At 70.7% G+C, this 11,923-nt stretch carries 10 protein-coding genes; 2 read left to right on the top strand and 8 right to left on the bottom strand.

What is annotated here, in order from left to right:
• Positions 1 to 11: 11 nt before the first annotated feature.
• Genes AB0E05_RS19110 through AB0E05_RS19140 form a run of 7 tightly spaced genes read right to left on the bottom strand, consistent with a single transcriptional unit; the run spans position 12 to position 8,007 of the window.
• Positions 12 to 959, bottom strand: coding sequence for an arginine deiminase family protein (locus tag AB0E05_RS19110; protein WP_361964839.1), 948 nt, complete (start codon positions 957 to 959; stop codon positions 12 to 14).
• Positions 940 to 2,193: a sulfotransferase gene (locus AB0E05_RS19115; protein WP_361964841.1), complete on the bottom strand. Its 1,254-nt coding sequence runs from the start codon at positions 2,191 to 2,193 to the stop codon at positions 940 to 942. The genes AB0E05_RS19110 and AB0E05_RS19115 overlap by 20 nt, the downstream gene beginning before the upstream one ends.
• A complete protein-coding gene (locus AB0E05_RS19120) occupies positions 2,186 to 4,117 on the bottom strand; it encodes a methyltransferase domain-containing protein (protein WP_361964843.1) in 1,932 nt (643 codons plus the stop codon). The genes AB0E05_RS19115 and AB0E05_RS19120 overlap by 8 nt, the downstream gene beginning before the upstream one ends.
• A complete protein-coding gene (locus AB0E05_RS19125; RefSeq protein ID WP_361964845.1) occupies positions 4,114 to 4,566 on the bottom strand; it encodes a rubrerythrin family protein in 453 nt (150 codons plus the stop codon). The genes AB0E05_RS19120 and AB0E05_RS19125 overlap by 4 nt, the downstream gene beginning before the upstream one ends.
• Before the next feature lies 1 nt (position 4,567).
• Positions 4,568 to 5,311 carry a methyltransferase domain-containing protein gene (locus tag AB0E05_RS19130; RefSeq protein WP_361964847.1) on the bottom strand — a complete coding sequence of 248 codons (744 nt, stop codon included), beginning with the start codon at positions 5,309 to 5,311 and terminating at the stop codon, positions 4,568 to 4,570.
• The gene (locus tag AB0E05_RS19135) at positions 5,308 to 6,339 is read right to left on the bottom strand and encodes a sulfotransferase (RefSeq protein WP_361964849.1); all 1,032 of its coding nucleotides are present in this window, start codon (positions 6,337 to 6,339) and stop codon (positions 5,308 to 5,310) included. The genes AB0E05_RS19130 and AB0E05_RS19135 overlap by 4 nt, the downstream gene beginning before the upstream one ends.
• A gap of 3 nt (positions 6,340 to 6,342) precedes the next feature.
• On the bottom strand, positions 6,343 to 8,007 hold the full coding sequence (locus tag AB0E05_RS19140; RefSeq protein ID WP_361964851.1) for a radical SAM protein: 1,665 nt from the start codon (positions 8,005 to 8,007) through the stop codon (positions 6,343 to 6,345).
• 174 nt (positions 8,008 to 8,181) lie between these two features.
• Here AB0E05_RS19140 and AB0E05_RS19145 point away from each other — a divergent pair, with 174 nt between their 5' ends.
• Positions 8,182 to 9,336 carry a sulfatase gene (locus AB0E05_RS19145; RefSeq protein WP_361964853.1) on the top strand — a complete coding sequence of 385 codons (1,155 nt, stop codon included), beginning with the start codon at positions 8,182 to 8,184 and terminating at the stop codon, positions 9,334 to 9,336.
• On the top strand, positions 9,333 to 10,688 hold the full coding sequence (locus tag AB0E05_RS19150) for an MFS transporter (protein WP_361964855.1): 1,356 nt from the start codon (positions 9,333 to 9,335) through the stop codon (positions 10,686 to 10,688). The genes AB0E05_RS19145 and AB0E05_RS19150 overlap by 4 nt, the downstream gene beginning before the upstream one ends.
• On the opposite strand, the gene AB0E05_RS19155 is transcribed toward AB0E05_RS19150, so the two are convergent.
• Positions 10,596 to 11,600, bottom strand: coding sequence for a ParB N-terminal domain-containing protein (locus tag AB0E05_RS19155; RefSeq protein ID WP_361964857.1), 1,005 nt, complete (start codon positions 11,598 to 11,600; stop codon positions 10,596 to 10,598). The two genes, AB0E05_RS19150 and AB0E05_RS19155, sit on opposite strands and share 93 nt — an antisense overlap.
• Positions 11,601 to 11,923 lie beyond the last annotated feature (323 nt).

Here is an 11,923-nt window from a genome sequence, read left to right on the forward strand (position 1 = left end):
GCGACCGGCTCTCAGTGCTCACGGCGCACCACCCCGGCCACACAGCCGATCCCGCCGGCCGCCCGCAGGTACTCGCCGATGTCGATCTCGTCGACGGCCACCCCCGCCCGCTCCAGCGTCCGCCGGATTCCCGGGCAGCCCGCGGGCATCAGCACCCGCCCCGGCGCGAGCACCAGCAGGTTCATCCCGCGCCGCACCAGCAGTTCCTCGTCCGGCGGCAGCGCGATCACCCGATAGCCGTACTCGGCGAGCAGCGCGGCCAACTCCGGCGTGCACGCGGCCCGGTGGACGGCGGCGGTGGACGGGTCGAGGAACATCACCGTCCCCAGCAGGTGCTGTACGCCCTCTGCCAGCGGCACCGTCACCACCCGCGCCCCCAGTTCCGCGACCGCCGAGGCGACCTCGGCCGCGCCGGCCGCGTTCGTGCGGAACCCGGTTCCGACGAGCACCGTCGACGGGTCGATCCACAGCGCGTCGGCGCCCTCGAACACGGCGGTGCCGGACACCGTGCGCAGGATCGGGAACCCGGCCTCGGCCAGCGCGAGCGCGGCGTGCCGTTCCTCGCCGGCCCGCTGCGCCGACGCCATCCGCGCCAGCACCGCCCCGGCCGGGGTCATCCAGAACAGGTCCCGCGCGAACACCACGTTCGGCGTCGCCGCGGGGGACGTCAGGTGCACCTCGACCCCGTTGTCCCGCAGGCGGTCCGCCAGCGCGTCGCACTGCGCCCGCATCGCCGGGAGGTCCACCGACCCGAGCATGAGCGAGTCGTCCGGCCGTCGCACCGCGGCGATGCTGTCCGGCGGGCGGACCAGCAGCACCGACCGGAGCGCGGCCGTCTCCGACCGGTACCCGCACGGCGTCCAGACCTCCCCGGCCGCGACGTCGTCCACGTGCGACGCCACCCGGGGGACCCACCCCGGGCCGCCGTGGGTGCTCAGCTCAGATCCAGTGGTCGTCACGGGCATAGCCAAGCCTCTCTGCCATCGCGAGCACGTCGGCGCTCAGTGCGGACCGGATCTCCTCTTCCCGCGCCCGCCACCGGCCGGGGCGTGGTGCGGCGGTGGCCACGGTGGCGGCGATGCCGTCGGTCGCGGCCCGCTTCAGCGGCCCGTCGAACGGGACCCCCAGCCAGTCCGTGATCTGCTCGACGGCGTCCGCGCGGGCGTGCGGACCGCTGATCAGGTCCTCGAACCGCACCGTGTGATCCGCCCCGTGCGCGAGCACCGCACGGTGGCTCGACACCCACTGGTGGGCGCAGACCCGGGGCAGGGCGGCGGCGGTGTACGCGGGCCAGCAGGGTGGTAGGTCGAACTTCCACCAGTGCCGGTCGGCCGGCCGCACGTCGGCGTATCCGGCGATGCGCAGCGGTTCGTCCAGCCGGTACGCGTGGAACCCGTGGTGCAGCCATCCGTCGACCAGGCCGTTGATCGACGCGGCCGGGTTCCTGGTCAGGTGCAGCACCCGCAGGCGCGCGTTGGGGAACACCGCCCGCAGGAAGTCGAGCCGGTAGGCGTTGCCCGGCGTCTTGATCACCAGTGGTTTCGTGGCGAGGTCGTGTTCGTCCGCGGGCCGCCACGGGCGGGGGAGGACGAAGGGCGGCTCTTCGAGCAGCACGTCACCGGGCGGCCCGGCCGGTCGTGGTCCCGGTGACTGCCCGGGAAGGTCGTAGTACCAGGGGTTCACACCGGCCATGCCGATCAACGCCCGCATGAACCGGGGGAGATCACGGTCCAGTACCGCCTCGGCGGTCCGCACCAGGTCGACGGGGTCGAGGTCCAGCCCCGGCCACTGCATCACCAGCCGCCACGCCGCGTCCACCGCCAGGTTCTCCACGCCGGTGCCGGGAGAGCCCGCGTCCAGTGCCAGTTCCGCCTCGAACAACGCCCGGGACCGCGGGTGGAGCCCGTGCCAGTGCGCCGCGTCCAGCACGTCGGATCCGGTGCCGCTGTGCGGGTGGTCGAGGCCGACCAGCCGCAGCAACGGGTTCAGCTCACCGCGCAGGTGCAGCAGGTGCGGCGAGGACCGCAGCAGCTCGGCGAGCATGCTCGACCCGCCCCGCGAACTCGACGCGACGACGACGAGGTCACGCACCTTCGCGCAGAAGTGCGGCACCGGCGTGCCCCGCAGCGGTCGCAGCACCTCCAGCCCGCGCACGACTTCGGCGGCCGGGTGATCCACGGTGCGGCTAGGCATGGTCGGGCTTCCGCACCGAGTACACGCACCAACGCCACCGGTCGCGCACCGAGCCGTCCGGCAGCACCTCGAAGGGGTGCACGGCGCGCACCTCGCGCGGCGCGTCGTAGTAGAGGCGGTAGATCTCCTGCCGGTTCGCCGGTGTCGTCTCGTGGGTGTCGATCCACCGGTCGATCGACTCCCACAGGAAGTACTCCTCCATCCGCACGTCGGTGAACCCGCCGCCGGTGAGCAACGCCCGGAAGTCCTCCTCGCGGAACATCTGGTACAGCAGTGGCTGCTTCTTCTTGAACACGCGGAACATCCAGAAGGCGTCCACGTCCGCGTACGGCACGATCTGCCCGACGATGAACTGCCCGCCCGGCCGCAGCACCCGGAAGATCTCCGACACCGGCCGCTCCGGCTGGGGCAGCAGGTGCAGCACCTCCCGGGTGACCACAAGGTCGAAACTGGCGTCGGGGAACGGCAGGTCGTAGACGGTGCCCTGGTGCACGACGTCCAGCCGGGTCGCGGCGAGCGCGGCCATCTCCGGGGTGAGGTCCAGCCCGACCATCTCGCCGACCCGGCCGCGGAACGCGCCGCCGACGACACCGCTGCCGCAGCACACGTCCAGCATCCGCGCGTCCGGCGGCACCTCGCACAGCTCCGCGTGCTTGCCGAGCAGGTCCTCGTCGGTGAGCCAGGAGCACGAGTCGTGCCAGTCCTTCGAGCGGATTCCGAACTGTCGTTGGTAGACCGCGTAGTCGACCTCGACGGCCCGGGTCCGGGAGCGGGCCGTCCGCCCGGCCAACCGCGCGGCGAGCCGGGCCCGACTGGCGTCGATGGCCCGTTCGGCGATGCGGCGGGCCAGCTCCGGGTCGGCCGCGAGCGCCTGCCGCACCTGATCGGTGACGACGTCGAACACGCGGGCGCCCGCGTCGTCGTTGCGCAGGGTGCGCTTGGTCTGGCCGTCGAACCGCGCGTCCGGGATCCGGATCGCGATCACCGCGGTCAACCCCTCCAGGATGTCGACCACGGTCATCTTCTCCGCGGACGGGCCGAGGTGATCGGCCACCACCCCGGCCAGTGCGCCGCGCAGGGCGTCCACGTGCGACCCGCCCAGGTCGGTGCGGATGGTGTTGACGTAGCTGAAGACCTGTTCCGCGTACCCCTCGGTCCACTGGACGGCGGCGTCGATCACGCACCCGTCCCCGGCCCAGGTGATGGTGGTCGGCTCGGCGTGCACCTTCTCGGCGTCCCGGGCGCGGTACGCGAGCAGGCCCCGCACCCCGGTCGTCTCGCACAGCGACTCGTGCCGCCCGGTGCGGTGGTCGATGAGATCGACCCGCAGGCCCGGGTGCAGATACGCGATGTCGAGCAGCCGGGCGTGCACCAGGTCCGCGTCGAGCACGCAGGAGGAGAAGATCTCCGGGTCCGGGTGGAACCACACCCGGGTGCCGCGGCGGCTGCTGTCGCCGACCCGCTTGAGCGGGGTCTCGATCGAGCCTCGGGCGAACGACTCGCTGTGGTGCGCGCCGTCCCGCCACACGTCCAGCCGCAACCACTGCGACAGCGCGTTCACGCAGGCCAGGCCGACGCCGTGCAGCCCGGCCGAGGTCGCGTACGAGGTGTGGTCGAACTTGCCCCCCGAGTGCAGCGTGGTGAGCACGAGTTCGCACGCCGGGATCCCGGCCTCCGGGTGCGGGTCGGTGGGGATGCCCCGGCCGTCGTCGGTGACCGAGCAGGAGCCGTCTTCGTGCAGCTCCACCGAGATCGCGCCGCAGTGCCCGGCGGCGGCCTCGTCCACGGCGTTGTCGACCAGTTCGAGCACCAGGTGGTGGGCGCCGTCCGAGCCGGTCGACCCGACGTACATCGACGGGTTGCGGCGCACCGCCTCAAGCCCGGAGTAGACGGTGATCGCCTCGGCGGTGTAGTCGGTGGTCATGGCGCTCCGTTCCCGGCGAACCGCGGCTCGGTCAGCCCGGCGAGGGTCTGCTCCAGCCGGTCCACGTGCGTCTTCTTCAACGTGCACAGCGTCTCCAGCCAGCTCGCCACGTCGGCCACGCCGTCCGTGTGCGCCCGCGCCGCCAGGCCGGGGTAGCGTTCGGTGGCTTCCCCGAGGTCGCCGCTGATCGCCGCGGCGAGGTTGCGTCGGGTGTCGCCGAGCGCGCTGCCGGTGCCCGGATCGTCGCCGCCCAGCAGGTCGCGCAGCACGTCCAGGTGTCCGTGGGCGGCGCAGGCCACGCTCTCGGCGAGCTCGCCGAACACCCGGGCCGCCTCGGTGTGCCCTTCGATCTCGGCGACCCGGGCGAAGTAGGTGTACCGCGCCGCGGTGGCCGCCTCGGCGAGGAACGCGGCCCGCACGCCGTCGGCAAGGGACTGGTCCGGTTCCATGTCAGACCCTCGTTCCCGAGGCGACGACGAACAGCATGTGGTCGATGATCCGCCCGTCCGCCTCGGCCACCGCGTGCCGTGCACGGAAGGCGGATGACGCCTTCCCGTAGCGGTCCCGGATGGCCTCCCGCGCGTCTTCGCCGATCGCGCCGTTGTCCGACCACACGTCCACGTCCTCCGTAGACACGTACTGCTGCGACCGCACCGGGTCGCACCCCGCCTCGGTGAGCAGGGCCTCGACGTCGCCGGGCCGGAAGAAGTGCCGCCGGGCCGGGTTGCGCAGCCGCAGGATCTCGAAGTACTCGTCGCGGTCGTCGTCCCCGTAGGCGCACAGATGGGTCAGCACGACCCGCCCGCCCGGCCGGGTCACCCGCACCATCTCCCGCACCGCGTCCGGCAGCGTCATGAACTGGATCCCCTGACGGCACACCACGACGTCGAACGTGCCGTCGGCGAACGGCAGCTCCTCCGCCGGGGCGATCACCAGTTCGTCGAGCACCTCGCGCGCCTGCTCGGCCATCTCCGGCGTGATGTCCACGCCGACCAGCCGCCGCACCCGCCCGGCGAACAGCCTCGACACCAGCCCGGTGCCGCAGGCGACGTCCAGGACCGCGTCGTCCGGCCGGGGCGCGGCCGTGGACAGCATCAGCTCGCCGAGTGCGTCGTCGGTGCACCACGAACTGGACCGGTCGTAGGTGTGCGCGCGGTCCGCGAAGTGCGTGCGAACACGTCCCGTTTCGTTCATCTGCTCTCTCCTGCCAGAACCAGGGCGCGGCCCGGCGTCGCGCGGCGGCGCAGCCAGCGGACGGTGGCGTCGCGCCGCCAGCGCCTGAAGTGGTTGCGGTCGGTGCACAGCGATCGCGCCTCCACGGCCAGCCGCACCGCGACCCCGCGCAGCGCGACGCCGAGCGGGCCGGGAGCCGGTTCGGCCAGCGATGCCTCGTCGAACGGGTAGCGAAGCGTCTCCATCGCCCGTGCGGTCACGCTCTCCACCTGCCGCCGCTCCCGGTCGGACAGCTCCCGCTGGTGGGCGCCGATCCGGGCCGTGGTGATCGGGTCGCCCGCGGTGCGCCAGGACGCCGACAGCGACGCGGTCACCCGGGCGTTGCCGCTGAGGTGGTGCGCCAGCATCGCGGGCTCGACCGCCTCACCGATGAAGTCGCAGATCGCCCGGATCTCCCGGTCGGGCTCGGACACCAGGTCCTCGTACCGCACCAGGTGCACCACTTTCGGTCCCCACCGCTCCAGGGCCGCGCGGGCGAGCTCCTGTTCGGCCGTCCACCGCAGTGCCATGCGGTACGGGTGGCAGTAGCCGAACACGGCCCGCTTCGCCGACGCGACCACATCGCGGGGGTCGCGCACCAGCCACAGGAACCGCGCGTCCGGGTGTTCGGCGAGCACCTCGTCGACGTGCTCGACCATGAACGTGCTCTTGCATCCCCAGCGGGCCGCGCCCTCCTCGACGCGGTACTGGTCGTAGATCGCCGACACCACTCCGAACAGCGACGGCGCTTCTCTTCTCACGGCAGTCTCGGTCACCGCGGCCCGGTCGATCGCGTGCGGCCACGGATGGATGTGGTGGCGCAGCAACCGCAGCGCGTCGTCCACCATCGCGTCGACGTCGCCGTCGTACGGGATGCCGGACAGGTACCGCATGAAGTGCGGCGGGTGCGGGACCGCGATCCGCGAGTGCGCGTCGAGCACCAGCCGCAGCAGGTTCGACCCGGAGCGCTCGGTCCCGATGATCAGGATCGGGCCGTCCTGAGGGGACACCGGTCAGACCCCGACCGCGGGATTCTTCGCGCCGCAGTCCATCAGGGTGCTTCCGGCCGCGGCCACCTCCGGGTCGGCCACCTTGTCCAAGGTGTACTGTTCGGAACCCGGAACCAGGGGCGCGGCGGCGGAACTCCACTCCGTGCGCCAGCCGGTCCCGGCGTACGACGTCGACCGCTCGGTGCCGTCGGCCGGCTGCGGGTGGAAGTACTGGAAGTGCTCCGGCCAGTGCCGGAAGTCCATCACCGGGCCGGGCTGATAGGCGTCGTACACGCGCTTGTACGCGTCCCGGCAGACCTGCTCGGGCAGCCCGCTCACGTTCAGGAACTCGTCCTCGTGCAGTGCCTGTTCGATCGACAGCCAGTTCAGGTGGTCGATCTCGGTGCGAATGACCTTGTTCCGCACCGCGTCCTGGTACACCGTCGTCCCGGGCATGGCCGACAGGTACTTCACCCGGGTCACGTGGTTGTACTGCTCGGCGAACTGCACCATGTGCGACAGGGACTCCTCGGTCTCGTTCGGCAGACCGACGATGAGCAGCGAGCCGAACCGCACGCCGCCGTCGAACGTGGTGCGCATGGCGCGGACGGTCAGGTTCTCGCTGCTGCCCTTGCGGGCCTCGCGCAACACGTCGGTACCCAGTGACTCGACGCCGTACAGGATGATGTCCGCACCCGCCTCCCGCATGGCGTCGATGCGCGGCACGTCCATGTCGGCGCACCGGGTCAGACAGGTCCACCGCAGATCGTGCTGGGAGATCACGTCGCACATCTCGATGGTCTGGCCGCGGTGCGAGCTGAACGTGAGGTCGACGAAGAAGCAGAACTCCACGCCGTACTGGGTCTTCAGCCAGTCGAGGTCGCGGTCCATCTTCTCCGGCGACTTCGCCCGCACCTGCGGGGTGGTGCGGTAACAGAAGGAACAGTCCATCTTGCAGCCGCGGCTGTAGGACGAGATCACCTGCGGCTGCATGCCGAGCGGCGACCGCGACTGGGGCCACAGGTCGAGCCGCATCCTGGGCAGCGCGTCGAGGTCCATCATCTGGCCCCGCGGCGGCGTGCGGCGCGCCTTTCCCTTCTCGTCCCGGTAGCAGATGCCCTTGATGGTCGGGAGGTCCCGCTGCCACGAGCCGCGGGCGTAACTCTCCATCAGCTCCAGGATGGTGATCTCGCCCTCGCTGATCACCGCGATGTCGCAGTCGGTGTCGGACATGAACACCGACGGAACGGAAGTGACCAGCGAGCCGCCGCAGATGATCGGCACGTCCGGGAGCGACTCGCGGACCATCGCCATCAGCGCGCGACAGAACGGGAAGTTGTCCTCGAAGGTGCACATGCCGAGCACGTCGGTGCCTTCGATGATCTGCTCGTACGCCGCCTGGAGCGGGTTCGGGGTGTAGCGGACGTCGACGATGCGCACCGGGTACCCGGCGTTGTGCAGCACGGTCGAGATGTACGTCGCGCCCTCGTAGGGTGAGGTGAGGAAGAACTCCCAACCGCGCGGCATGGTGAACGGCGAGGGCCCGACGACGAGGGTGAACCTCGGCAGCGCGGGGTCGGTCGGCACCGGTTCGGTGTCTTGATTGCGCATCTGCTCGATGTAGCGCTGGTCGACGGTGCCGTTCGCATCGGCGTACAGCTCCAGGGCCAGGGACAACTTGCGCGCCATGTGAATTCTCCCTCGCGTCACGGTCGGGGGACGCTCCGCCACGCAACTGTAGGGGCGGGATGTGCTGTTCAGCACTGGTGTTCATGTCGCCCTGTTCGTCGTTGTCGTACGCCGGGAGCCCGTTGTTAGCCTTCGGGTCCGCTGGCGTCGACAGAGGAATGCCGAGGGATCCCGGTGACCACACAGCCGAACGTCCTGTTCATCTCCCTGGACACCGTGCGCGCCGACGTGGCCTATTCCGGGAAGTACCCCGGGGTGGAGCGGCTGCGCGCGAGCGGGGTCAGCTTCACGCAGGCGATCTCGTCGTGCCCCCTGACACCGGTCAGCCACGCCACGGTGTTCACCGGGCTCCAACCACCCCGCCACGGGGTCAGGCACCTGTTCCGCGAAGCGCTGGACAAGCGGGTGCCGACGCTGGCGGAGTGCCTGTCGGCGGCCGGGTACACGACCGGCGCGGTGGTGTCCTGCCCCGGCCTGAACAAGTGGTACGGGATCGACCGCGGTTTCGACTTCTACGACGACGAGATCCCGCTGCTGCCGGACGGCCGGGACCCGCTGTCGGTCGGCGACGTGAAGCTGCGCGGGCTGGCGCTCAAGCGCGCGCCGCTGGTGGTCGAACGCGCCACCCGCTGGCTTGAGTCGCTGGACGGCGACGCCCCCTTCTTCCTGTTCGCGCACTTCTTCGACGCGCACTGGCCGTACGAGCCGCCGGAGGACGTCGGCGTCGAGGTGGCGAACCCGTACGAAGGCGAGGTCGCCTACACCGACCACTACGTCCAGCTCCTGCTGCGCCGCATCGCCGAGATGGGCCACGACGTGGAATCGATGCTGGTGGTGTGCTTCTCCGACCACGGCGAGGACCTGGCCGGGTGGTATCCCAACGACCACGCCGGCGACCTCGGCCACCCGTACGAGGAGGGCCACGGCTGTCTGCTGTTCGACGCGACCCAGCACGTGCCGCTGGTCATCAGCGGCCCCGGGGTGCCGGTGGGGACGAGCGTGGACAGCCAGGTGCGGCTGGTCGACATCATGCCGACGGTGCTCGACCAACTCGGTCTTGACCCGCGGCCGTCGGACGGCGCCTCGCTGACCGAGTTCTTCGCGAACGGCACCGGGGCGTCCCGCGAGGCGTACTCGGAGACCTACTTCCCGCAGGAGCGGGCCGCCGCCTCGGACGAGTACCCGGACCTGAAGGCGCTGCACGCGGTGCGGGCGGACGGGCGCAAGGTGATCTGGGAGGCGGACGGGAGTCAGGTGTGGGCCTACGACCTCGCCGCCGACCCCCACGAACTCGGCGGGCGGGTCCTCGTGTCCGATGAGGACGCGTGACGCCAGGGGCGACTCCGGCGCCTCGTTCGGTCCGCCGGGTGCTGGTCGCGAGCACGATCGGCACCGCCATCGAGTGGTACGACTTCTATCTGTACGCGACGGCGTCCGCGCTGGTGTTCGGCCCGCTGTTCTTCCCGGGGTCGTCGGCTGCCGGCGGTGTGCTCGCGTCGTTCGCCACCTACGCGGCCGGGTTCGTCGCCCGCCCCCTGGGCGGTCTGCTGTTCGGCCACTTCGGCGACCGGGTGGGCCGCAAGGCGATGATGGTGTGGACGTTGCTCGTCATGGGCATCGCCACGTTCGGCATCGGCCTGCTGCCCACCTATGAAACGGCCGGTGTCCTCGCGCCGGTCCTGTTGGTGACGTTGCGCGTCGCGCAGGGCATCGGCATCGGCGGCGAGTGGGGAAGCGCGGTGCTACTCAGCACCGAACACGGCCCGCCCGGACGCCGGGGCTTTCTCAGCAGCTGGCCCGCGATGGGCTTCGCGGTGGCGCTGTTCGGCAGCAACCTGACCTTCGTGCTGATCTCCAAGCTGCCCGAGGAGGACTTCCTGACCTGGGGGTGGCGGCTGCCGTTCCTGGCGTCGAGCGTCCTGGTCGGCATCGGCATCTGGGTCCGGCTGGGGGTCGAGGAGACACCGGAGTTCCTGCGTGCGCGGGCGGAGAACCGCGCCGCCCGGGTGCCGGTGGTCATGGTGCTGCGGCGGTGGCCGCGCCGCGTGGTGATCGGCATTCTCGCTTCACTCGGCACCGGGTCGGTGATCGCGATGTTCACCGTGTTCCTGGTGGCGCACGCGGCGAAGGCCGGGCCGGAGGTGCGGTCGACCGTGCTGACCGGGTTGATCATCGCGGCCCTGGGGGAGTGCGTGACACTGCCGGTGTTCGGCGCGCTGTCCGACCGGTTCGGCCGCAAGCGGGTCATGATCTTCGGCTACGCGGTCGCGGTGGTGGCGATGATCCCGGCGGGCGCCTGGCTGTCCTCGGGTGACACGACGCTGGTCGCCCTGGTGTTCATCCCCGCGCTGACCATCGCGCACGGCGCGATCTACGGTGGCCTGGCGGCGTTCCTGGTGGACCTGTTCCCGACCATGGTGCGGTTCTCCGCGATCGCCGTGACCTACCAGGTGGGCGTCACGATCTCCAGCTTCCTGCCGCTGATCGCGGTCGCGATCACCGGCGACTCGTCGACGCTGCTTCCGGTGATCGCGCTGTTCGTGGTGGTCGAGGGGGCGGCGGCGATCGCCGTGGCGTGCGCGCCGGACTCACGCGCTGACGCGGACCTGGCCGCGGACCCGGCAGGCGAGCGCCGACCAGTCAGCCGCGTAGTCCATGGCGAGGTCGGCCACGACCGGTGACCAGCGTTGGGGGACGGCGGCGGCGAGGCGGTCCCACTGCGCGGCGTCGAGGGTGTTGGCGTCGAGCAGCCGCAGGAGCACGCGGCCGATCTCGGAGAACCGCAACGACGGATCGGCGCGCAGCGAGAGCAGGAACCGGCCTCGTTCGGCGCGAGGCGTGCCGCCTGAGCCGTTGTCACCGCCGGTGCTGTTGCCCGGTGCTTTGATTTCCGGCGTGTTGCTTTCCGCGCGGGGGCCGGCAGAAAGGCGATGTCGCGGCGGAATGGGATCCTCGCCGCGGCGCATTCTTTCCCGGACATCCCGGGCGGTGCCGACCGATATTCCGGCGATTCGGGCGATCTCCCGCAGTGAAAGATCTGGATTGTTTGAAATCGCCCGACTCGCAATCGTGCGTCCGTGGGAGGCATCGAGTGGCCGCACTTTCCCGTCGCGACCGAGGCGGGCGTTCAACTGAGGCATTTCCCCGGTTGTACAACGCCGGATCGCGGCCACCGTCTTGGTGGACAACCCGGCTGTCGACGCGACCAGGCGGTCCGACAGGTGCGGATGCGACGCGAGGATCCGGGAGGCGGCGGCGGTGCGGTCAGCCAGTGTCAGCGGCAACCCCTGGGTCACGTTGGCGCTCACGGCCAACAGGAACACGTCCTCCTCGGTGCCGTCGACGAACCGCACGCCGATGGTGGCGTCCCCGCGCAACTTGGCCGCGCGCAGGCGGTGCACGCCGTCGACCACCTGCATGGTCGGCCGGTGCACGAGGATCGGCGGGAGGTCGTCCAGGCACTGCGCGAGCGCGCTGACGTGGTCGGGACTGGAGCCGGCGACCCGCACGAGGCGCGTTTCGGTTAACTGGTCGACCGGCACGAACGTCGGTGGCGTGTCCCTCAGTTGCGTACCCAGCGATGTCCCGCTCATCCGAACTCCTCCAGATGGGCCAACCCGTTTCCGAGCACGACGTGGTCACGCTCGGCAGCGCGTAACGGATCAGGGCTCGGGAAGCGGCTACAAGATACTGGCCAGGCTAGAGCGCCGAACAGACCGGCGGGAGGAAATTTCCATGAGCAAGTTCTCATAATCGCCATTGCAGTGGGCGCAACGAGTGGGCGTCGTGGTAAGCGCCTCGCCGACTTCATTGAAGGAGATCCGCTTTAAAACGGATCCGCGTTGACACCGATCCGCGTCATGAGACAGAGTTCCCCTCGTTCCCCTAAATAGATTTCTGTGGGTAACGGAGTGTG

The sequence above is a fragment of the Streptomyces sp. NPDC048057 genome (genome assembly GCF_040653095.1).
Lineage (GTDB): Bacteria > Actinomycetota > Actinomycetes > Streptomycetales > Streptomycetaceae > Streptomyces.